The organism is Chryseobacterium sp. T16E-39, assembly GCF_002216065.1.
GTDB lineage: Bacteria > Bacteroidota > Bacteroidia > Flavobacteriales > Weeksellaceae > Chryseobacterium.
On sequence record NZ_CP022282.1, the window covers coordinates 815,071 to 839,617 of the forward strand.

Consider the following 24,547-nt stretch of genomic DNA (forward strand, 5'->3'; position numbering starts at 1 on the left):
ATGAATTCTAGATTTAGAAAAATTACATATCAAATACATCTATGGCTCGGACTAACGTCCGGGCTTATAGTTGTAATAATGGCAGTAACAGGCTGTATTCTGGCCTTTGAAAAAGAATTAAAACACACATTTTATCCGGAAAAATATTTTGTGAAAAATATCGGAAAGGAAAAGCTTCAGCTTTCTGATCTTAAATTAAAAGCAGAACAGGCATTACCTGACAGCCTTAAAGTAAGTAGAGTAGAGATATCTTCCGATCCATCCCGAAGTTATGCATTTCGTTCTCTAAAAATGAATAATGAGGCACTGACCTTCTGGGGTTCCTATATTTACTACTACAGAGTATATATAGATCCTTACACCGGAAAAGTTCTTGAAGTTGAAAATGCAAAAACCGAGTTTTTTGAAATTGTTATGGATCTTCACCGAAGATTATTGTTGGGAGAAAAAATAGGGAAGACTATCACGGGGTATTCAACGCTCATATTAGCCATTATGCTTTTTTCAGGATTGGTGATCTGGTTTCCCCGCAAACTCAATAAAAATGCAATAAAGGGAATGTTTTTCATTAAAACATCCGCCAACTGGAAAAGAATTAATTACGATAGCCATAATGTTCTTGGTTTTTATGCGGTCATTCCACTGCTTCTTATTTCATATGCCGCAGTAATCTGGAATTTTGAAGATATTGACAAATGGATAAAAAATACTCTGAACGGAAATGTAAAAACAGAAAAAGCTAAAAGTACCATACCTTCAGAAGAATTTACAGATAAAAAAAGTATTATAAATTTAGTAGGAAATACAGTTGGAAAAAGCCTCGTTAATAAAGAATCAGCACTCATCAATTTTCCCAAGACAGAGGAAGGGATTTACTATGCAGAAGTAACCTACGGAAATAAACAGTATCAGAATGAACAGTTTAATTTTGATCAGTATTCAGGAAAAGTTTTAAAACACCAATCCTACAAAGACAAAAATATTGGAAATGGAACCGCATTAAGAGAAAGAAATTATGATCTGCACACCGGAAGTCTCTTTGGAATAATTGGCAGATTCATCTATCTTTTTGCAGGTATGATTGCGGCTTCTCTTCCTATCACAGGATTTATTATTTATTTGAATAGAAAAAAGAAGAAACCAAAAAAGAAAGTACATACAAAAATTCATAAGAAAAGATATGCTCTCTCAAAATAAAAATAATAAGGCTGCCTTTTAGGTAGCCTTTATTATTTATCAATAGGAGTGGCTTTAGCCCATTCATTTTAGCAACAATGCAAAATGGCTTTAGCCAAAACCCACAATATTATAATTCATAATACACAAGTATAAGTTTTGGCTAAAGCCAATGCATTTGGTATTTAATTAACCGGGCTAAAGCCCGGTTCTATTGATGAGATTGTATAGATTTTAATTTTTTTAAGTAAGGCTGTTTAGATTCTTTCAGAAACCGAATGTTCGACGGAGTCAATGACAAAGTCATGTATAATAATGTGCATATAGCCTCCCTTAAATTTGATTGTTTCAGATCTTTTTAATTTGTTGTTTTTGTCATTCTGAAATGAAGCAAAGCGTAATGAGGAATCTAAACCTGGTACAACAGCTAAATCAATAATTATTTATAAAATATGACGAAACATCTCATATGACGGATTATTAAATCAGTTTCTTCACATTTTCAGCCAAGATTCTTATACTCTGCTCCATTTCTTCAAAACTGAAATTTCCAAAACCCAATCTCATTGCAGTAAGTCCCTTACTTTGATAAAGCAGTGTTTTAGGAATAAAAAGATTATTTTGAGCGCAATTCCGGCTAAGCTGCATCAGATTGATCGGAATATTCCATTCAATCCAAATAGCAAGTCCTCCGCTTGGGATTTGAAAACGAATCAGATCTCCTAAGTATTCATTGAGTAAAAGAGCAAACTGATCTCTTCTTTCCTGATAAATTTTAACAGATTTCTTGAGGTAACGATGAATTTCACCTTCAGCAATCATTTCCCCTAATACCTGTTCCATGAGAATATCTCCCTGACGGTCTATAATTCCTAAGTACTTTCGTAATTCTGCCATAAGATTTTCAGGAGCAACAATGAATCCCGTTCTGAATCCGGGAGCTAGTGATTTTCCAAATGATCCGATATATACGACCATTCCGTTGGTGTCAGCACTTGCTAAAGGGAGGATAGGACTTTTATCGTAATGGAAATCGTAATCATAATCATCTTCAAGAATTATAAATCCAAACTCATTGGCCAGATTTAACAATTCAAGCCTTCTCTGTGCGCTTAATGTTACAGTGGTAGGATAGTGGTGGTGGGGAGTAAGATACAGCATGCGTATCTTTTTCTTTCTGCATATTTCTCTCACATGCTCTACCATAATACCTTCTTCATCAATCGGCATTAATTCAACCTGTACCCCGGCTTTCTGAAAGATCATATTCACAGAAAAATAACTTAATGCTCCAACCAATACGGTGTCACCTTCTGATAATAGCACTTCAGAAACAATATAGATACTCATTTCGGTACTGCGGGTGATCAAAAGATTACTTTTAGAAATGGGAAGGCCTCGTGAAAGATTGAGGTATCGCGAGAGGTTCTTTTTAAAAAACTCACTGCCATCATGATTGTAGTGCCCCAACATTTTGTGGTGGGCTTTTCGTTTAAGAATGGCACTGTAGATTTTAGAATGTTGATCGATCTGTGTTAATCTGATATCCGGAACTCCATCATTAAACAGGTACTCACATGCCGAATGCTCAAAAGGATTATCCAGAATATTGGATGTTTTGAAAGAAAAACCTGTCTTTTTAGGATAATGCTCAAGATCATTCGTTTCAAAATTTATAAACTTTAGAGGTTCATCCTGGTTTTTTCCAATGATAAAAGTTCCTTTATTGGGAATACTTTCTACCCAACCCTGAGCAAAAAGCTCATCATAGACAGATACAATGGTATTTCTATGTACTTCAAGTGTCTGACTTAGAGCCCTTGTACCGGGAAGCTTGGTTCCGAAAGGAAGATATCCACGCTGAATTGCATTGATTAACTGATTGGCAATCTGCATGTATATTGAAGCATCTGATGTTCTGTTGATTTTTACAAAACTTTGATAAGGAATTTCAACCGGACTATCCATAATATTAAAACTGGCACCATTCAACCATCCGGCAATATACTACATTTGAATCAAAATAAAAATACATGGAATTTTACAATCTATTAGAGCGTATTGTAAAGAATAATGAGATTCATGCAAAATGGCTGAATACATTATCTTTTATGGAAAATGCAGGCGCCAGAAAGATCTCCAGTTGCGAGCATCCTACACAGGTCAGCCAGATACAATTAAAACATGCAGCAGAAGAACACCGTCACGCTTATTACCTGAAAAAACAAATTGGAAAACTCAATCCTGATTTTTGTAAGACCTATGAAAAAGAAGAGCTATTGGCTTCATTGGCAACTAAACAGTATCTCCATTCTTTAGATATCAAAGCATGTAAATATTTACAGAAAGTCTTCACTCTTAATAAAGAAGAACTCAAATATGCTGCTTATCTCTTTGTCACTTATGCCATTGAAGTACGTGCGGACGAGCTGTATCCGGTATACCAGGATATCCTTACTAAAGAATCTTCTAAAATAATGGTAAAATCTATTATCCTGGAAGAAGAAGGACATTTAGAAGAAATGATCAACCAACTGAATGAATTTTCAGCAGACTGGCAATTTCATGCCGATGAAATCCTGAAAATTGAACATCAATTGCATGATCAATGGATCAATTCTATTACAAAGGAAGTAATACAGCTTAACTAAATGATTTCTTCCAATCAGCTTGATCACTTGCAGCAATCCTTAGATCAAAGAAAAGAAAAAGGAATATTCAGGTCTTTACAACAAAAATCTGAGGGAATCGATTTTTACTCCAATGATTATCTGGGTTTAGCACAAAATAAGAATCTCCACCAGATGATTCTTAAAGAAATTATTGATAATCCCGGACTATTAGCAGGAAGTACCGGATCAAGGCTTATTAGTGGGAATAGTGTAGTAGCTGCAGAAACAGAAGAATATATTGCAGGCAAACATCAATATCCATCTGCTTTACTTTTTCCATCAGGATATAATGCGAATCTGGCTTTGCTTTCAACGCTTCCAGGAAGACTGGATACGATTATTGTGGATGAGCAGATTCACCGGTCAGTTCATGATGCCTGTATGATGTCGCATGCAAAAAAGATCAAGTTTAAACATAATGATCTCATTAATCTGGAAGAAAAACTTCAGAGGACAGAAGGAAATTGTTACATTGCCATAGAGAGCTTGTATTCTATGGAAGGTGATTTTGCTCCACTTCAACAGATTGTGGAGCTGGCTGAAAAATATGCTGCAAACCTATTAGTAGATGAAGCTCATGCTTTTGGAGCGTTAGGATATGGATTAGTGTCGGAAAATCGACTACAGAAGAAGGTATTGGCTACTGTTATTACTTATGGCAAAGCTATGGGTGCTCATGGAGCAGCAATACTTACGAATGAATTGATCAAAGACTATCTTATCAATTTTGCTTCTCCGTTCATTTATACTACGGCTGCTCAGGATGTACAATGGACGTCCATTAAAACAGGCTATGATTTCCTTAAAGCTCATCCTGAATTAACAGAAAAGCTACAGAATAATATTCGACTTTTCAGAGAGAAGGGGCTTCAGACTCCCTCTGCTGAAAAAAGCCCTGTACAAGCTATTATAATTCCAGACAACAAAAAATTGAAAATAGTACAACAAGCCTTATATAAAAAAGGAATAATAACCTATGCAGTATACAGTCCAACGGTAAAAGAGGGAACGGAAAGACTGCGTATTTGTCTGCATAGCTTTAATACGGAAGAGGAAATTTTGGAGCTGACTAGAACGATTAAGGAATTTATTTAGTAAAAGGCGGAAAGGCGAATAAGCAAAAAGGCTAAAATGCAAAATCGTGAAATCGTGAACTGAGTCCGTCAAAGGAAAAGTGACAATCAAATTGAAAATTATTAAAAAAATAGAAAAAGTGAATAAAAGATACAGAGTTGAGCTTTACCCTTATCTAAGCTATTTTGCAATTCTGCAATTTTGCGATTTCGCCAAAAAAAGAACATGAAATTATTTATCACCGGAATAGGAACCGAAATTGGCAAAACAGTTTGTTCAGCCATTTTAACCCAATATTTTAAAGCTGATTATTGGAAACCTGTACAATCTGGGGATCTCCATTATACAGACAGCATGAAAATCAAGGATTGGGTAGAAAATGAAATCACCTATTATCCTGAAGCCTATCGTTTACAATTAGCTGCATCACCCCATCAATCAGCAGCAGAGGAGGGAAAATTGATTAGAGTTGATGACTTTCAATTACCGGAAACTTCTAATCCGCTCATCGTAGAAGGGGCAGGAGGATTAATGGTTCCTCTATCGGATCAAGAACTAATGATCGACTTGATGGAAAAATTAAAGCTTCCAGTGGTTCTGGTTGTCAGAAATTATTTAGGATGTATTAATCATACTTTATTATCCATTATGGCATTGAAAGAAAGAGGACTTACATTAGAATATTTAATACTCAATGGAGTGTTTCCCACTGATACAGAGCGGGTAATTATTAATTATATAGAAAAAAGAACAAAAATAATCAGAATCCCGGATGTAGATTCTATTACAAAAGAAAGTATTACAACAATCGCAAATAATTTAAAAATTGAATATAATGGATAAAAAAACAAAACTCAGGAATGACTGGACCAAAGAACAGATAGAAGAAATATTTAATCAACCTTTATTAGAATTAATATACCAGGCAGCAACTGTTCACCGTGAATGGCATAATCCTGAAGAGATACAGATTTCTACTTTACTATCTATAAAAACAGGAGGATGCGTTGAAGACTGTTCTTATTGCGGACAGGCAGCGCGTTACCACACTAATATCAAAGTACAGGCTTTATTACCAACAGAAAAAGTTATTGAACATGCTCAAAAAGCAAAAGATTCGGGATCTTCAAGATTCTGTATGGCTGCTGCATGGCGTGAAGTAAGAAATAATCGTGATTTTGACCGTGTCATTGATATGGTAAAAGGAGTGAACAAATTAGGACTTGAAGTATGTTGTACATTGGGAATGTTAACAGAAGAGCAAGCTGTAAGACTTCAGGAGGCGGGACTGTATGCTTACAATCACAACCTGGATACTTCAGAACAATACTATGAAGAAATTATTTCCACCCGTACATTTGATAACAGAATCAACACGATCAATAATGTAAGAAATGCCGGAATCACTGTTTGCTCCGGAGGAATTATCGGACTTGGAGAAACCAATGGAGACCGTATTTCTATGCTATTAACGTTAGCAACAATGCCAAAACATCCGGAATCAGTTCCGATTAATGCATTAGCCAGAGTACCAGGAACACCGCTTGAAAATAATCCAAAAGTAGACACCTGGGAGATGGTAAGAATGATTGCCACTGCAAGAATTGTGATGCCTTCATCAATGGTTCGATTGAGTGCCGGAAGAATTGAAATGGACGAGACAGAACAGGCATGGTGCTTTATGGCCGGAGCCAATTCCATCTTCACAGGAGAAAGAGAAACTTTATTAGTTACCCCAAATCCAGGAGTTTCTGAAGATATGCAAATGCTGAATACTTTAGGACTGAAGCCAAAGAAAAGGGCAGAAGAAGCTTGGATGGAGAGCATACAATAATTGAATTGAAAGTTGAAAGTGGAGAATTAGATACTAGATGTCAGACCTCAGATTTCAGATTCACAAATTAGAGATCAGGCCATTTATTGTCAAAACTCTAAGACTCTCGGACTCTCGGACACTCGAACCCCGAAGCTCGGAACTTTCAACTTTCAATTTTCCATTTTCAACTAATGAATTACATTTTACAAATATTTAATGAACAACGAATTAAAAAAAAGAGATCGCGCCGTAAACTGGCATCCATATACCCAGATGAAAACAGCTGATGATGCGATTCCTATTGTGAAAGGAAAAGGAGTATATCTTTACGATAATGAAGGTAAAAAGTATATTGATGCTGTTTCGTCGTGGTGGGTTACTTTACATGGTCACGCTAATGAATATATTGCTCAAAGAGTTTTCAATCAATTGAACACGCTGGAGCAGGTTATTTTTGCTGGATTTACCCATGAACCAGCAATACAGCTTTCAGAAAATTTGCTGAAATTACTTCCTGAAAATCAGGATAAGGTTTTTTACTCAGACAATGGCTCAACGGCGGTAGAAGTTGCTTTAAAAATGTGCATTCAATATGCTTACAATCAAGGAAAAGCAAAAACAAAAATACTTGCTTTTAAAGACGCTTATCATGGAGATACATTCGGTGCCATGTCGGTGAGTGGAAGAAGCGTCTGGACTCAGCCTTTTGGAGAAATGCTCTTTGAAGTCGTTTTTATTGATACTCCTAATTCCGAAAATCTAACAGATTTAAAAACTCAAATCAGTTATCTTGCTGATGAAGTAGCCTGTTTTATCTATGAGCCTCTTGTACAGGGTGCAGCGGGAATGCTAATGTATCAATCGGAAGACCTCAGTGAACTGATGAAATTTTGCAGAGCTAAGCAAATTGTTATGATTCAGGATGAAGTTTTCACTGGATTCGGAAGGACCGGAAAACTTTTCGCAGCCGATTACCTGACGGAAAAACCAGATATCATGTGTTTTTCAAAGGGCTTGACAGGGGGAACTATGCCGATGGGTATTACGACCTGTTCTCAGGAAATTTTCAATGCTTTTTTGTCAGATGATAAGTATAAAACGTTGTTTCATGGTCATTCATTTACAGCCAACCCTTTGGCGTGTGCAGCCGCATTAGCGAGTATGGAGCTTTTATTACAGGAAGACACACAAGCTGCTATACAAAGGATCTGCAAACAGCATGCTGGTTTCACAAAAGTTCTCAGTGAACATCATGGTGTAAAAAACGTACGCCAAATGGGTACTATCATTGCATGGGAATTAAAAACTGATGCAGAAACTTCCTATTTTAATGAAATAGGAAAAAAAACATACGATGAATTTTTATCACGCGGAATAATCATGCGTCCTCTTGGAAATGTGATGTATTTAGTTCCACCTTATTGTATTACCTCTGAAGAACTTGATTTTATTTACAAAAATATCATAGAAGTTATTAACCTATTTCTACAAGAGAAATAGTCCATTACTCTCGCCATTAACGAAAAATAAAGCAGATCAAAAAGCACAAAACCACAATCTACTGAATCCGTTTCACTGGCGAGAGTATATTTTCATTAAACTAAAATTACATTATTTCAATTCTCCCACAGATTTTACAGATCAGACAGATCTAACTCGAACCCCGAATCCCGAAACTCATAACTCTTAACTCTCCACTTTCCATTTTCAATTTTCAATTTTAAACCCTAACTTAGGCTTCCAGACAAATTTTCTATGGAAAATCTCAACTTTGAATCCAATTCATTATTAGAATTATACAATCATCTCAACCTTTCAGTAAATCTTATTGATGCTGCTGAGGGATTTTCTATTTTTAATTTAAAGGATATTGGTTTTAAACTTCCTTATCAATCGACGTCTTACAGACCTAACTTTTTTTCTTTCCTTTTTGTCAAAGATGGAATAGGACACTATACCATTGACGAACATACATTTGAAGTAAAACCACATTCAGTTTATTTTACCAATCCAAGTAACTATAGAACCTTCGGTTGGGATAAGATTGAAGAGATCTACCTGATCACCTTTGATGAAACTTTTTTAAAGAAATACATCAGCAAAGAAATTTTCGTTGACTTTCCTTTTTTATTAACGGAGAAGATTAAACCTAAAATGGTAACCGATGAGTTTTATCAAAAGGCAGAATATATTTATCTTCAGATTCAATCCGAATACACCAGCAATTCTCCTGAAAAATATAAGATCATTGGTCATCTGCTGGCAGTTTTATTTTATAAAATCAAAGAATATTTCTGGCAGGATTATGATCCTATTTATGAAGGAAACAGAAGTTCACAAATCGTAAAGTCCTTTAAACAACTTTTGGAAAAACATTACCGTGAACTTAGCACAGGCTATACAGATATCGTTTTTAGAGTACAGGATTACGCTGATGCACAAAACCTCCATCCTAACTATCTAAGTTCTGTTATTAAATCTAAAACAGGAAAACCTATCGCAACCTGGATTGCTGAAAAAACAATTTCTGAAGCGAAGTCTTTATTAAAAAACTCTTCCATCTCTATTAAGGAAATCACCTATAAACTTGGATTTTCTGAGGCTGCACACTTCAGTAATTACTTTAAGAAACATACTCAGACTACACCTGCCCAATATCGCAAAGATCTGAAAGAAAATTAATACTGCTTTATCCAACATATTTGAAATTTGCAAATAATGCTTTAGTTTTTGCAACAAATACCCCTTGTCCTCATTCTACCTTTGTCCTATAAAATTTAAACATCCAAAAAGACATGAACAATTTATCAGGAAAAGTAGTATTAGTTACAGGAGCTTCAAAAGGAATAGGAGCTGAAGTAGCAAAAAGATTAGGAGAAGCCAATGCCAAAGTAATAGTAAACTTTGCAGGAAGCAAAGCTGAAGCAGATGACGTGGTAAACTCAATTAAAGAAAAAGGAGGAGATGCTATCGCTGTTCAGGCAGACGTAAGCAAAACCGAAGATGTACAGTCACTTTTCGATCAGGCTATTGCTCATTACGGAAGAGTAGATGTACTGATCAACAACGCAGGAGTGATGATCACAAAAACAATTCAGGAAACTACCGACGAAGAATTTGACCGTCAATTCAACATCAATGTAAAAGGAGTATTCAATACCCTGCGTGAAGCAGCCACCAAATTAGCGGATAATGGAACTATTATCAATTTTTCAACCTCTGTTAACCGTTTAATGTTACCTGGATACGCAACGTATGTGGCAACAAAATCAGCTGTAGAACAACTCACCAGAGTTTTCTCAAGGGAGGTCGGGAACAGAGGAATTAATGTCAATTCTGTTTCGCCTGGTCCAACAGCAACAGCTCTTTTTCTTAATGGAAAACCGAAAGAAGTAATTGACAGACTTGCATCATTAAATCCTTTTGGAAGAATCGCAGAAACCGATGATATTGCAAATGTAGTCGTATTTCTTGCCAGCGATGAAGCTAAATGGATCAATGCTCAGAATATTGGAGTGAACGGAGGAATGGCTTAAGTAAGTTGAAAGTGGAAAATTGAAAATGGAAAGTGGGGAGGTTCGGGGTTCGAGTTTCCGAGAGTCTTAGAGTTCTGACAATAGATAATCTGATCTCTAATTTGTGAATCTGACATCTGATATCTAGTATCTAATTCTCCACTTTCAACTTTCAACTTTCAACTTTCAACTTTCAATTATCATAAATACATTTTACATTAATACACAAATACAATAAAAACATGAACAACAATTTACATGGCAAAACAGCCTTAATTACAGGCTCAGCCAGAGGTTTAGGTAAAGCTATTGCAGAGCGTTATGCTGCTCTGGGAGCAAATATCATCATCAATTATTCAAAGGACAAATCTTCAGCGGATGAAGTAGTTTCTAATATCAAAGCTATGAATGTAGGCGTAATTGCTGTACAAGCAGATGTGAGTAAAGTTGCTGATATAGAAAAACTTTTCGACGAAGCTAAAAAAGCCTTCGGAAAGATTGATATTGTAGTTGCCAACGCAGGAATAGAAATGGTAGAAACTCCTGTGACAGCATTTACGGAAGAACAGTTTGACCGGTTATTCAGTATCAACACCAAAGGAGCTTATTTTACAATGCAGCAGGCCGCTAAAAACATTGAAGATAATGGCCGTATCATTTACATAGCTTCCAGTACTACGGCGTTTCCGGTTCAGGGAATGGCAGTATATGGTGGAAGTAAAACAACACCAAGATATATGGTAGATGTGCTCTCAAAAGAAATTGGACACCGTGGAGTTACCGTTAATTCCATTATCCCTTTTGCCGTTGATCATTCCGGTATTTTTACTGAAGCAAACAGCTATCCTGAATTAAGGAAATCGCTAATCGACAGCTGCCCGATGGGAAGACTTGCAGAAGTAGAGGATGTTGCCAATGCAGCAGAGTTTTTTGCCAGTGATTTGTCATCGTTTGTCAATGGACAACACCTTTTGGTGAATGGCGGAGCCAACCAATAATTCCGTATTCTTTTAGTCAATCCCCGTTTCGGCTTGTTTTTCTCCCCATTTCGGTTTATTCAAATGCTCCAAAAGCATAGAAATTTGCAGTGTACTAAAAAAAGAAAAATGAATAAAACCGTATTAATTACCGGAGCATCATCCGGTATTGGGAAAGCAACGGCACTGTACTTTGCAAAGAATAAATGGAATGTTATTGCCACTATGCGAAATCCTGAAAAAGAAAAGGAACTGAATCAATATGAAAATGTATTAGTTACCGAATTGGAGGTAACGGATAATGATTCTATTCAGAAGGCAATCCATCATGGAATAGAACAGTTTGGAAAAATTGATGCTGTGATTAACAATGCAGGGTATGGACAACAGGGAATTTTCGAGGCGGTAACTCCTGAAAAGATCAGAGCACAATTTGACGTGAATGTTTTTGGGGTTATGAATGTTACCAGAGCCATATTACCTCATTTCAGAGCCAATAATTCAGGAACTGTTCTTAATATAACATCTGGAGCGGGTAGGGTAACCACTCCTTTATTATCTGTTTACAGCGCTTCAAAATTCGCTATAGAAGGCTTTTCAGAGTCATTAGCATTCGAATTGAATTCTCAGAATATTAAAGTAAAGATCGTAGAACCCGGATACATTGCCACCTCTTTTTATGAAAGAGCTAATCAAGAATTTGCATTTGATCCGTCATTAGAAGATTACAAAAGTTTTTCTGAAGAAATGGCTTTATTCTTCAAATCTTTTGAGGGTGGAAGCAATCTTTATTCTTCTGACGATGTAGCGCATGTAATTTATACAGCAGTAACAGATAATACGAACCAGCTTCGTTATATTGCTGGTCCAGATATTGAACCCTTATTCGAAATCCGAAATAGCAAACCGGATCAGGAATATGTGAATACTCTTAGACACCTATTTATGCCGGATGGGTTTAAAAATTAAAATGAATTTTAAAGTCTGCAAGCTATTCTATTGCAGACTTTTTACATGTTTACATATCTTATTTCCTTATTTTTGTACCTACAGCCATAATGGAAATGAGATCATTTATATTAATTAATCATTAAAACAGATCAAAATGATCGATCAGTCTATAAAAAAGAACAATCTGAGTTATTTTGACTCCGTTTCAGAATTGACCAAAGCATTTGGTACTAGCCAACCGTTACATCCTTTAATTGTTTTATTTAATCATGATACAATTGCTTCAGGATCCGAAGTACAGCAGTTGGTGACCAATTTTTATATGCTCTCTTATAAAAGTAATCTGAAAGGAAAATTAAAATACGGACAGGGGTATTATGATTTTGATGAAGGAGGTTTAATTTTTGTTGCTCCAAATCAGGCATTATCTGTGGTTGACGGAAATGACAGATGTGAGGGAATGAGCCTGTTTTTTCATCCAGATTTCCTTTTATCATATCCGCTGGGAAAAACAATTTCCAAATATGGTTTTTTCTCATACAATATCAATGAAGCGCTGCATTTATCAGAGCGTGAAAAGAAGAAGATCATCAGTATTTTTGAAGATATAAAGCAGGAGCTTGATGCATCAATAGATGATGTAAGTCAGGATCTTATTGTATCCTACCTGGAAGTCCTTCTTAATTACAGCAACCGGTTCTATAAACGTCAGTTTATCACCCGAAAAGTAATCAATCACACCATTATTGGAAAATTTGAAGCTCTTTTATCAGAGTATTTTAATGATGAAATTTCTTTAAACAAAGGCTTACCAAGTGTAAAATATTTTTCAGACCAACTTCTTCTTTCCTCAAACTATTTAAGTGATCTCCTTAGAAATTACACAGGAATGAATACCCAGCAACATATTCATTTAAAGCTCATTGATAAGGCCAAAGAAAAATTAACTTCAACTGATCTCAGCATTTCCGAAATTGCTTACGACTTAGGTTTTGAGCATCCCCAGTCTTTCAATAAACTGTTCAAGGCAAAAACAAAACAATCTCCTTTGCAGTACAGACAATCGTTGAATTAAAGAATATCGTTTACTCCTTTTTATATAATCCACAATTCTATGCGTTTACTATTTTTATCAGTTTTAATCCTTATTTTACCTTCTAATGGATATGCTCAAAACACAGAATTGGCATTCCAAAAGATCGTCGATTCTTCTTTTCTTGCCCATCCTGAAACAATTGGACTTCTTGTACATATAGAATCTCCTCACCAGAATATTTCATGGAGCTATACCACTGGTAAAAATGGCATAAATAATAATGAAAAATTGAATTCCGGACAACCTCTTCTTATAGCCAGTAATACAAAACCATACATAGCAGCAACAATCCTGAAATTGATTGAAAAGAAGAAAATGAACCTCCGACAGCCTCTTAAAGATCTATTAACATCCAAAACATCCCACCTTCTTTCTGCAGCAGGTTATGATCTAAATACGATCACCTTGTTTCATTTAATGTCTCATACATCAGGAATCAGAGATTATGTGACAGAAAGCTATTTTAGTTTTATCAGTACACATAAAAACTATAACTGGACAAGAGATGAACAGATTATTTTAGCTACAAAAGAAGGGAAACCATTGGCACAACCGGGATCTATATTTAAATATGCAGATATCAATTACGTTTTATTGTCAGAAATTATTGAGCAAAAAACTGGGAAACCATTTTATGAAGCAGTTCATTCATTGCTTGAATTAAAAAAACATCATCTCACAAACACATGGTTTGTCCAGCTTGAAAAAAAACCTGAAAATTCTCTTCTATTGGTTAACCAGTATTGGAGCAGTTTTCAATGGGAAATCAAAGATATCAATCCGTCGTGGGATCTCTATGGAGGAGGAGGGATGGCTTCTAATGTATATGAAATGGCAAAATTCTTCCAATTACTTTTTAACGGACAAATCATAAAAGATCAGGAGATACTAAAGCTAATGTATACAGATGTTTCTCCTGATCTTGATATCAACTATTGTCTGGGTATCAGAAAGATAAAGGCAGGCAATATGACTGAATTTAATCATGGAGGTGGATTGGGAACTGATGTTTCTTATATCCCGGAATTAAATGCAACCATTTCGATAGCTTCTGTAGATGCAGCCAAAAGAAATATTGCAGTAGACATAAGTAAAATTTTAGCCCTTAAGTTGAAATCAATTTCTACAAAATGATTTTCTTTTGTGAAACAAATAAATAAGGAAATGAGCCACTGTATGATGGCTCATTTTTTGAATATTCCTTTCCAAAATGAATTCCTATGTTATCCATATTTCTCTTAGAGCTTAACTGGAAAGAATTACTAATGGGACACGAAGAATGGTCATTTATTCTGGAAATTATTCTTCGTACAGCCATTATGTTTTTGACAATCATTATAGGGCTTCGGATTTTGGGGAAAAGGGGAGTTAAACAACTTTCTATTTTTGAACTTGTAGTTATCATTGGCTTAGGCTCAGCTGCAGGTGATCCTATGTTCAATAAAGATGTCGGAATTGTTTCTTCAGTCATTGTTTTTATTGTTATCATCTTACTTTACAGCGTTGTTACCTATCTGATAGGAAAATACAAAAAAATAGAAAAACTCATTGAAGGTACTTCAATCTGCCTGATCGAAAACGGACAATTCTCCATTGAAAATTTCAAAAAAGAAAACCTTGGGAGTGACGAATTCTTCGCAGAGTTACGATTAAAAGGGATTTCACAGCTAGGACAAATTGAAATGGCCATTGAAGAAATTTCCGGTGAAATCAGTGTATTTTATTTTGAAGATTCTCAAGTGAAATATGGGCTCCCAATAATGCCTAATTCTCTTCAAAAACCTCTTAAATATCTTGATGAAGAAGCCCATTATTCCTGTACATTCTGCGGTCATACAGAAATGAAATCACCCGGAAATGCAGGAAGTTGTCGTATTTGTAAAAAGGATGAATGGGTCTTAGCCAGTAATAAAAAAAGGATAACCTAGATTTCAAACTGCGAGAATTTAAATTAAACCACAAACCGAAGGTTCGACGTAGACAAAAGTCACAAAAGTTTTTAAACACTCTGTCATTACGAACGAATGTGAAGCAATCTCAACTCACAAAAGTCTTAACACTTAAGTTACTTTAAGTTTAATATATCCTGCACAAAAAGTACACATAAGTTAAGATAAAATCGAAGATTTTTTAATATTACATAAACTTCATCAGCGAAGCTACTCTTTGCAAACCTCAATAATAAACGGAATCATAATAAATCTTTGCGTTAAAATAAATCTGTGTCATCTGCTAGATCTGCAATAAAATAAACAACTTTAGCCAATGCCATAATGCATAAATTAAATAGGCAAGCGTAAAATCTGACTCCGTTGAAGTTGTATTCTTTTTTCCTTATATTTGGTTATTCTTTTGGATCAGCCTTTGAAAAGCTGTGAAAAATTCGTTAATCATTAACCCTTTTTTAGCATTATTTCACTCTTTAATATAGTTTTCTGTATTCATTAGTGAAGGATTCGTATAAAACAGTAAAATACCAAATAATTACCCGTGAAGATTCACAATAAAAGAAAATACCTCAGTTTTCTTAAGTTTAAAAGAGATTTTCAGAAATATGGTCTCGAAAAAGTTCGCAGTTATGAGCTTATTCTTCATTGGCTGAGCAACAGACTCAGCCGTAGCCAGTTTCTTATTCTTTCGGGTATTCTGGTAGGGTGTACTGCAGGGTTGGCAGGGGTAATTCTTAAAACACTGGTTCATACCATTCATTACTTCATTGTAAACAAAGTTCATTTTGAATATCAGATCCTTTTTTACATTGTTTTTCCGTTTTTAGGAATTGTGCTAACGACAAGTATTGTTCTAACCCTATTCAAGGGACAGGACAGAAAAGGGATAGGGGCTATTCTTTATGAAATTGCCCAAAACTCCAGTGTCGTTTCTTCCGTGAAAATGTATTCACAGATCGTTCAAAGTGCCATTACGGTAGGACTTGGGGGATCTGCCGGACTGGAAAGTCCTATAGCTGTTACAGGTGCTGCCATTGGATCCAATTACGCACAAACGTATCGATTAGGATATAAAGAAAGGACTCTGCTTCTGGCAGCAGGTGCTACAGCAGGTATAGCCTCTGCATTCAATGCTCCTATAGCAGGAGTAATGTTTGCCTTTGAAATATTATTAACAGGAGTTGTTTTTTCAGACTTTATTCCTTTGGTTGTTGCAGCAGTCTGCGGAAGTCTTTTATCGAGAATATTACTTCAGGAGGATATCCTGTTCAGGTTTCATGCCAGAGAATCTTTTAATTATCATAATGTTCCCTATTATCTGATACTGGGGATTGTTACCGGTTTATATGCCCGTTATTTTGTCGTTATTTCTCAAAAGGTAGAACATTTCATCAAAGAACTTAAAGTCTCCAGAATACGTAAAGCAATGATAGGTGGAGCAGCATTATCTTTACTTTGTGTATTATTTCCACCATTATTTGGAGAGGGATATGAAACCGTAAAAGATTTCACCAACGGTAACGCTCATTTTATTATTGAAAACAGTCTTTTCAGGTATTTTGAAATTGGAAACTGGACCGTTATTATTTTTCTGGTTCTTATATGTCTTCTAAAAGCATTTGCCACGTCCATTACTATTTTTAGTGGCGGAAATGGGGGAAATTTTGCACCATCCCTTTTTGCTGGAGGTACGGTAGGTTTTCTTTTTGCTATGATCTGTAAACAAATCGGTTTTGAAGATGTACCGGTGACCAATCTTGTTCTTGTAGGGATGGCTGGAGCAATGAGCGGCGTATTGTATGCACCTCTTACTGCGATTTTCCTTATTGCTGAATCGAGTTTCGGATATGATTTATTTATTCCTCTGATGATCGTTTCTGTAATGTCATACCTAATGGCAAAATGGTTTTCGCCGATCTCCCCGGAATTAAAAAATATGGCCGATGAGGGAAAAATATTTACGCATGAACATGATAAGAATCTGATGTCTTCACTCCGAACAAAAGAGTTGATCGATTGGGATTCTCAAACCATTAATCATGATGCACCCCTCAATGATCTGTATGAATTAATCAAAAACGGGAAAAAGAATGTTTTTGCGATCGTAGATGATGAAAAGATGTTGAAAGGAATTTTAACATTGGATGATATCCGTCCGCTTCTTTTTAATAGAGATAAAGATGTATCATTAACTATCCAACAGTTGATGAAAGCTCCACCAGCCGTTATTCATCCTGAAGATGAGCCCTTAAAGATCATTCAAATATTTGATGAAACCGGTGTCTGGAATTTGCCTGTCGTTGATATACATAACCGATTTATAGGATTTATTTCTAAATCTACTGTATTAATGAGTTACAGGGAATTATTGAAGAAATATTCCGACTAGATCGGGTTTATTTTACCGAAACAATATTTGATACCTTTGCAGATATGAACATCCTAATCATAGAAGACGACCTAAGAGTAGCACAACTTACCCAAAGAGGTTTGGAAGAACAGGGTTTTACGGTAACGTTAGCATATGACGGGCTTTCCGGAAAGAAATTGGCATTACAGAATGATTATGATCTTGTGATCACAGATATTGTTCTTCCTAAAATGGATGGTATTGACCTTTGCAGGGAAGTACGCCAGATCAAACCGGATTTAGCGATCATTATGCTTACTGCATTGGGAACAACGGATGATAAAGTAGAAGGTTTTGATGCCGGCGCAGATGATTATCTCGTAAAGCCTTTTGAAATGAGGGAATTATTGGTACGAATCAGGGCTTTATTAAAAAGAAATACCAAGACTGCCCAAAACACGGGATTTATTCTGCGGTATGCTGATCTGGAAATGAACCTTCATACCAAGATCGTTAAACGCAGTACAAAAGATATTAATCTCACTCCTAAAGAGTTCAAGCTGCTTGAATATATGCTGCAAAATACAGAGAGGGTTTTGTCGCGTGTAGAAATTGCAGAAAAAGTCTGGGATACCCACTTTGATACCGGAACAAACTTTATAGACGTGTATATCAACTATCTGCGAAAGAAAATTGATAAAGATTTTGATCAAAAATTGATTCATACCAAGTCCGGTATGGGATTTATCCTTAAATTGGAGTAATGCAAATCAAAACACGGCTCACTATATTATTCACAATCATTACTGCAACTATACTACTGGTATTTGCATGTGTGATCTATTTTTCTGCTACCAAAAGCCGTGAAACAGAGTTTTATGCTCTCTTGAAAAAAGAAGCATATACAAAAGCCAATCTATTTCTAAATGCAAAAGTAGACAAGCGTACCTTACAGGAAATCTATCACAACAACCGCAAAACATTAAATGAAGTAGAAGTAGCTATTTACAATACTAATCATAAGCTTTTGTACCATGATGCCGTGGATATAGATTTCGTAAAAGAGACCTCAAAAATGCTCAATGATATTAATTCCAAAGGCAGCATAAAATTTTATCAGGATAGCTGGCAGGTAATTGGAGTTGTCTATGAATATGAGGGGCAAAAATATCTTGTAACAGCTGCTTCGTATGATCAATATGGATATAGTAAGATCAATAATTTATTGAAAACAATTGTTATCGTATTCGTATTTTCAATCATTATCATCTTTCTGGCTGGAAGGATATTTTCAAGAAAAGCATTTCAACCGGTAAATGAAATGACAGAAAAAGCAAGAAGTATTTCGGCAACCAATCTTGATCTACGCCTTGAAACAACTGAAAGTAAGGATGAATTATCTGAACTTGCAAATACATTCAATGATATGCTCAATCGTCTGGAAAGTTCTTTTGATGCACAAAAAAGCTTTGTTTCCAATATATCCCATGAATTGAGAACGCCTTTAGCAGCTATTATTACCGAACTTGAACTCTCTGTCAATAAAGACAGAACCAATGACGAATACAAAATTGTCATCAATAATGTATTGGACGATTCTAAAAAACTGGTCCGCTTATCCAATAGCTTATTAGATTTTGCCAAAGCAAGTTATGATCCTACTGAAATTTCATTTAAACCGGTGCGGATCGATGAGATCTTATTAGATGCCCGTCAGCAGGTTCAGAATTATAATTATGATTATAAAATTGATCTTAATTTTAAAGCTGATATTGATGATGAAAATCAAATTTCTGTCATTGGTAATGAATACCTGCTAAAAGTAGCCTTCGTAAACCTTCTTGAAAATGGCTGTAAATTTTCAGATGATCATAAAAGTACAGTTTCCATTATATTCAGCCACGATATGATTATTCTGACATTTTCTGATGATGGAATTGGAATATCTGAAAAAGATATGAACTTTATTTTTGCTCCGTTCCATAGAGGAGAAAATAAAGAATTTGCTGATGGTAACGGAATAGGACTTCCTCTCACCAAAAAAATAGTTGATCTCCATAAAGGGACGATCAATGTCTCTTCACGAGTAGATGCCGGAACTACTTTCACTGTGGAATTACCCCATTTATAATTTTTTCTAATAAAATTCTAATTTTTTTCTACTGGTTCTCTAACCGCGTTTATGGCAGATTGTAAAGACCTTTGTGCCATCAAATAAAAGAAGAGGAATTATGGGACTATTGGAATTTACTATCAGACTTTTAAGCGGAATGTTATTAGGTTCCGCCATCGGTATCGAAAGACATTGGCGTCAGAAAAGTGCAGGTTTACGTACCAATGCATTGGTTTCACTTGGAGCAACAGCTTTTATCCTTCTTTCTATTAAAATCGGTGGCGATGCGACCGGAAGAATTGCTTCCTATATTGTGAGCGGTATAGGATTTCTCGGTGCCGGAGTGATCATGAAAGATGGACTCAATGTACAGGGATTGAATACCGCTGCAACAATATGGTGTTCCGCTGCTGTAGGTGCTTTAAGCGGAATGGGACTACAATTGGAAGCTGCGGTGGTAACCCTTACAGTAATGTTCACCCACATTATTCTCCGTCCGATAGGTATCCGGTTAAACAGATTTACTTTCGTAAAATCAGGTAATGTACAAACCGATTATCTTTTTACCATAAAATGTACGGCAGATGTAGAAAACCATATCCGTGTATTACTGATGCAAATGTTGGGAAATGATGAAAAGCTATTATTAAAATCATTATCAAGTGATGACATTGAAGACAAAGTCGTTATAACTGCCGTTATCGTCACTGCAACACCTCAGGACAGCCTTATAGAACGAACTGCCAGTCGTCTTACGATCGAAGAAAAAGTTCATAAGGTCAGTTGGGAGATTATTGGTACTCAATCAGAGCTATAGTCTTCGTAGGTACAATATTCAGAATCTATTCAACAGATTTTTTTCAATTAAAATAACGCATCAGCTTCCATGATGCAGGTTATTACGATCCTATACAATAAATAAACAAAAAACGGTGTCATGATTAAGCTAAAAGAAAAAATCAAAAACCCGTTCCATTCAATCATTAATTCCGATGGAATGAATGTAGGAACCATCACCAAACTGCATAATGCATCCAGCCAGGATGATAAGTTTGTATACGCAATGCTGGAAACCAGTGAAGAAGGTATAACCAATATAACGGCGGACGAACGTAAAGACAGATTTGGCCTTAATGAAATTCAACATCAGAAAGCTCCTAAATGGTATATACAACTTTTAAAGGCTTTTGCTAATCCATTCATCTATATACTTCTCGCTATTGCCTCAGTATCATTTCTTATTGACGTATGGCTTCCTCCTGTAGAAGAGCGGGATTTTAAGACCGTAATTGTTGTTTCGATTATGATTCTGATAAGTACTTTATTGCGGTTTATCCAGGAATACAGGAGTAATAACGCAGCAGAAAAGCTGAAAAGTATGGTCAAAACAACCGCTACTGTACTTAGAAAATTTCAAAGCAAACAGGAAATTTCTATTAGCGAGCTTGTTCCCGGGGATATCATTTACCTGTCTGCTGGTGATATGATTCCTGCAGATTGTAGAATTCTAATAAGTAAGGATTTATTTATCAGTGAAAGTATGCTTACAGGAGAAGCATTACCGGTAGAGAAAAATCACCTTCCTGTACGGGATGCAGAAAAAAGACAGGTTATTGAACTGAATAACCTATGTTTTATGGGAACCAATGTGGTAAGTGGTTCTGCCACAGCAGTCATTGTCGTTACCGGAGGCTATACTTATTTTGGAAGCATCAGTAAATCGATCACAGGGGAACGACCTGAAACAAGCTTTGATAAAGGAATCAACAAGGTAAGTTTTCTTCTGATCCGCTTTATGCTGGTTATGGTTCCTATCATATTTTTAGTCAATGGTCTCCTCAAAGGAAACTGGTGGGAAGCTCTGTTATTTGCCATCGCAGTAGCTGTAGGATTAACTCCTGAAATGCTTCCTATGATCGTTACCGCCAATCTGGCTAAAGGGGCTGTAAACATGAGTAAACGCAAAGTAATTGTAAAAAGATTGAATTCCATCCAGAATATCGGGGCAATGGATATTCTTTGCACAGACAAGACCGGAACCCTTACGTTAGATAAAATTGTTCTTGAAAAACACCTGAATGTCCATGGAATAGAGGATGACGAGGTATTGAAATGGGCTTATCTGAACAGCTATCATCAGACTGGATTAAAAAATCTTTTAGACAAAGCTGTTTTGGAGCATGTTGAACTTCATGATTATCTTAAAGTAGAGGAACAGTATCTTAAAATAGATGAAATTCCTTTTGATTTTCAACGCCGTAGAATGTCGGTCATTCTTAAAATGCACAATGGAAATCACCTTCTTATCTGTAAAGGAGCTGTAGAGGAAATGCTTGAATTATGCAGTAAGGCTTTTGATCCGGGAGACAACAGAAACATTCATATTGAAAATGATAAAGCGGTTCCTATGGATGATGCCATGCGTAAGATCGTTTTGAAAACTTCAAAAAAAATGAATGAAGAGGGATTGCGTGTAATTCTTGTGGCTATCAGGGAATTTGATGCTTCTCATCCGCTTACGTATACCTTAGAAAGTGAAAAAGACCTTACCCTAACCGGTTTCATTGGTTTTCTTGATCCGGCAAAACCATCTGCTAAACCAGCCATAGAAGCCTTACATAAATTGGGGGTTGGTGTAAAAGTATTAACTGGAGATAATGAAATTGTTACCCGGAAAATATGTAAAGATGTAGGAATTCCTGTGCACAATATCATTAATGGGAGAGATCTCGACGAAATATCTGACGAAGTATTGGCAGAACGTATGGACTCTGTTTCTGTATTTGCCAAACTGAATCCTTTACAAAAGGTGCGCGTCGTAAAAGTGTTACGCAGTCAGGGACACACGGTAGGTTTTATGGGGGATGGAATTAATGATGCAGCAGCACTCAAAGAATCTGATGTAGGGATCAGTGTAGATACAGCAGTGGATGTGGCTAAAGAAAGTGCAGATATCATCCTTCTTGAAAAAGACCTAATGGTACTCAGAAAAGGGGTGATCTATGGAAGAAGAACCTTTGGAAATATTATTAAATATATTAAAATGACGGCGAGCAGCAACTTTGGAAATATGTTCAGCATGTTGGGAGCCAGCGCATTTTTACCATTTCTTCCTATGCTTCCTGTTCATTTACTGATTCAGAATCTGTTATATGACATTTCGCAAATTTCTATTCCCTGGGACAGAATGGATGAAGAGTTCTTAGAAACCCCTAAAAAATGGGATGCCGGAGGAGTTGCCAGATTTATGTTCTTCATAGGCCCTATCAGCTCCATTTTTGATTTTGCAACGTTTGCGGTAATGTATTATGTATTTAAAGCCAATACGGCTGAGCATCAGACTTTATTCCAAAGTGGATGGTTCGTTGAAGGATTGCTTTCTCAAACACTGATCATCCATATGATCAGAACAAGAAAAATTCCTTTCATACAAAGTTGGGCTACTGCTCCGGTAGTTGCTTTAACGACATTAATCATGATTATCGGGATTGCATTACCATTCTCACCATTTGCTTCAGTATTAAAAATGCAGCCTTTACCACTGAGCTATTTCCCATGGTTATTGGGGATACTCACTTGCTATTGTCTGCTAACGCAATGGGTTAAAAACTGGTTTATTAAAAAATTCAATACCTGGTTGTAAGCAACCTAATGCCTTTTTACAGACAACACGATTAACCTTATAAAAACAATTAAAAATATTAAACGTAATGACTATCAAAGCAACACGATTGAGAGGCAGTATGCCCATACTGCTATGGTTTACTACAGCCTCAATTATCCTTTATTCCTGCAACGGTAAAAAAGAACATTCTGAAAATACGGTTCCTTATCTTACTAAGGGAGATACTATTATTGTACAAAAAAACTCACCTGTTATTTCTAAACTAGCCGTTTACACTGTAAAAGAAGAAGAATATAGCCCTAATCTTTTGACGGTAGGAACCGTAAAAGCTATTCCCAACACTTATTCCGAAATAGCATCCCCATTTGCGGGAAGAATCTTAAAATCATATGTTAAACTAGGACAAAAAGTAGCACCCGGGTCTCCTTTGTTTTCAGTAAGTTCTAAAGATTATTTCGCAGCACAAAAAGATTATCGTGATGCTCAGCAGGAATACCGTCAGTCGGAATTGAATATGAAGCGTCAGCAGGATCTATTACAACATGGAGTAGGAATACAACGTGAAACTGAAGAAGCTGCTACAGAATTTCAAATTAAAAAAACAGCACTGGCTAATGCTTCAGCAGCCTTGAAAATCTATAAGAATGGAGATAAAATGTCTATGAATACACCTTTGGTAGTAGTATCTCCTATAAAAGGAGAGGTCGTAACGAACGATATTGTTATGGGTCAATATTTAAAAGAAGATGCCCTTCCTATGGTTGTAATCGCCGAATTATCAAAAGTCTGGATCGCGGGTCAGGTAAAAGAGAATGATCTTCGTTTTCTTCAGAACCTTACAGGTGTAGAAGTGAATGTCAGCGCATTCCCTGATAGGAAAATGACAGGAAAAATATACCATATCAATGAAATTGTAAATGAAGCAACACGAAGTGTAGAAGTACTTGTAGAATGTGAAAATAATGATCGCCTTTTAAAACCGGGAATGTTTGTGAATGTAAAATTCAGCAACACAGCTGAAAAGAAAATATTCGTTCCGGCTAAAGCTGTTCTTCAGTTTAATGATAAAAATTATGTTCTGGTACAGACTTCAAAAAATGAATATGTAAAGAAGTATGTAGAAACAGGTGTAACAGAAAATAACAGAATTCAAATTCTAGGCGGATTAAAATCAGGCGAAACCATTATCAGTGATGGCGCTTTTTATCTTCTGGACGCTAAATAACAGATATC

The 24,547-nt window shown here is 36.0% G+C and carries 20 protein-coding genes; 19 read left to right on the top strand and 1 reads right to left on the bottom strand.

Features of this window, described 5'->3' with window-relative positions; genetic code table 11:
* Positions 1–1,197 carry a PepSY-associated TM helix domain-containing protein gene (locus tag CEY12_RS03480; protein WP_089026366.1) on the top strand — a complete coding sequence of 399 codons (1,197 nt, stop codon included), beginning with the start codon at positions 1–3 and terminating at the stop codon, positions 1,195–1,197.
* A gap of 459 nt (positions 1,198–1,656) precedes the next feature.
* On the opposite strand, the gene CEY12_RS03485 is transcribed toward CEY12_RS03480, so the two are convergent.
* Positions 1,657–3,144, bottom strand: coding sequence for a PLP-dependent aminotransferase family protein (locus CEY12_RS03485; protein WP_089029773.1), 1,488 nt, complete (start codon positions 3,142–3,144; stop codon positions 1,657–1,659).
* 65 nt (positions 3,145–3,209) lie between these two features.
* Between CEY12_RS03485 and CEY12_RS03490 the strand changes: the two genes are divergently transcribed.
* The 18 genes from CEY12_RS03490 to CEY12_RS03575 all read left to right on the top strand — a co-directional run bounded on the left by CEY12_RS03490 (position 3,210) and on the right by CEY12_RS03575 (position 24,539).
* Positions 3,210–3,827, top strand: coding sequence for a hypothetical protein (locus CEY12_RS03490; protein WP_089026367.1), 618 nt, complete (start codon positions 3,210–3,212; stop codon positions 3,825–3,827).
* Positions 3,828–4,943, top strand: coding sequence for an aminotransferase class I/II-fold pyridoxal phosphate-dependent enzyme (locus CEY12_RS03495; protein WP_089026368.1), 1,116 nt, complete (start codon positions 3,828–3,830; stop codon positions 4,941–4,943). It begins immediately after the preceding gene.
* Positions 4,944–5,147: 204 nt separating this feature from the next.
* Positions 5,148–5,765, top strand: coding sequence for a dethiobiotin synthase (bioD, locus tag CEY12_RS03500; RefSeq protein ID WP_089026369.1), 618 nt, complete (start codon positions 5,148–5,150; stop codon positions 5,763–5,765).
* Positions 5,758–6,756 carry a biotin synthase BioB gene (gene bioB, locus CEY12_RS03505; RefSeq protein ID WP_089026370.1) on the top strand — a complete coding sequence of 333 codons (999 nt, stop codon included), beginning with the start codon at positions 5,758–5,760 and terminating at the stop codon, positions 6,754–6,756. Before bioD ends, bioB begins: the two co-directional genes overlap by 8 nt.
* A 198-nt stretch (positions 6,757–6,954) precedes the next feature.
* A complete protein-coding gene (gene bioA / locus CEY12_RS03510) occupies positions 6,955–8,238 on the top strand; it encodes an adenosylmethionine--8-amino-7-oxononanoate transaminase (protein ID WP_089026371.1) in 1,284 nt (427 codons plus the stop codon).
* Between the two features lie 255 nt (positions 8,239–8,493).
* Positions 8,494–9,420 (top strand): helix-turn-helix domain-containing protein, encoded by a 927-nt coding sequence (locus tag CEY12_RS03515; protein WP_089026372.1) that lies wholly within the window; start codon positions 8,494–8,496, stop codon positions 9,418–9,420.
* Positions 9,421–9,533: 113 nt separating this feature from the next.
* Complete coding sequence (locus tag CEY12_RS03520; RefSeq protein WP_089026373.1) at positions 9,534–10,274, top strand: SDR family oxidoreductase; 741 nt, start codon at positions 9,534–9,536, stop codon at positions 10,272–10,274.
* Between the two features lie 221 nt (positions 10,275–10,495).
* Positions 10,496–11,251: an SDR family oxidoreductase gene (locus tag CEY12_RS03525; protein WP_089026374.1), complete on the top strand. Its 756-nt coding sequence runs from the start codon at positions 10,496–10,498 to the stop codon at positions 11,249–11,251.
* A 108-nt stretch (positions 11,252–11,359) separates the two neighbouring features.
* Positions 11,360–12,199, top strand: coding sequence for an SDR family oxidoreductase (locus CEY12_RS03530; protein WP_089026375.1), 840 nt, complete (start codon positions 11,360–11,362; stop codon positions 12,197–12,199).
* A 136-nt stretch (positions 12,200–12,335) separates the two neighbouring features.
* Entirely contained in the window at positions 12,336–13,256 is a 921-nt protein-coding gene (locus tag CEY12_RS03535; protein WP_089026376.1) for a helix-turn-helix domain-containing protein, read from the top strand.
* Positions 13,257–13,295: 39 nt separating this feature from the next.
* Positions 13,296–14,411, top strand: coding sequence for a serine hydrolase domain-containing protein (locus CEY12_RS03540; protein ID WP_089026377.1), 1,116 nt, complete (start codon positions 13,296–13,298; stop codon positions 14,409–14,411).
* A gap of 86 nt (positions 14,412–14,497) precedes the next feature.
* Positions 14,498–15,205, top strand: a complete 708-nt coding sequence (locus tag CEY12_RS03545) for a DUF421 domain-containing protein (protein WP_089026378.1) — start codon at positions 14,498–14,500, stop codon at positions 15,203–15,205.
* 562 nt (positions 15,206–15,767) lie between these two features.
* The gene (locus tag CEY12_RS03550; RefSeq protein ID WP_089026379.1) at positions 15,768–17,615 is read left to right on the top strand and encodes a chloride channel protein; all 1,848 of its coding nucleotides are present in this window, start codon (positions 15,768–15,770) and stop codon (positions 17,613–17,615) included.
* A gap of 44 nt (positions 17,616–17,659) precedes the next feature.
* Positions 17,660–18,340: a response regulator transcription factor gene (locus tag CEY12_RS03555; protein ID WP_089026380.1), complete on the top strand. Its 681-nt coding sequence runs from the start codon at positions 17,660–17,662 to the stop codon at positions 18,338–18,340.
* Positions 18,340–19,707, top strand: a complete 1,368-nt coding sequence (locus CEY12_RS03560; RefSeq protein ID WP_089026381.1) for a sensor histidine kinase — start codon at positions 18,340–18,342, stop codon at positions 19,705–19,707. Before CEY12_RS03555 ends, CEY12_RS03560 begins: the two co-directional genes overlap by 1 nt.
* 73 nt (positions 19,708–19,780) lie before the next feature.
* Positions 19,781–20,506: an MgtC/SapB family protein gene (locus CEY12_RS03565; RefSeq protein ID WP_228409782.1), complete on the top strand. Its 726-nt coding sequence runs from the start codon at positions 19,781–19,783 to the stop codon at positions 20,504–20,506.
* A 120-nt stretch (positions 20,507–20,626) separates the two neighbouring features.
* Positions 20,627–23,332, top strand: coding sequence for a magnesium-translocating P-type ATPase (mgtA, locus tag CEY12_RS03570; protein ID WP_089026383.1), 2,706 nt, complete (start codon positions 20,627–20,629; stop codon positions 23,330–23,332).
* A 67-nt stretch (positions 23,333–23,399) separates the two neighbouring features.
* Positions 23,400–24,539, top strand: a complete 1,140-nt coding sequence (locus CEY12_RS03575) for an efflux RND transporter periplasmic adaptor subunit (RefSeq protein WP_228409783.1) — start codon at positions 23,400–23,402, stop codon at positions 24,537–24,539.
* Positions 24,540–24,547 lie beyond the last annotated feature (8 nt).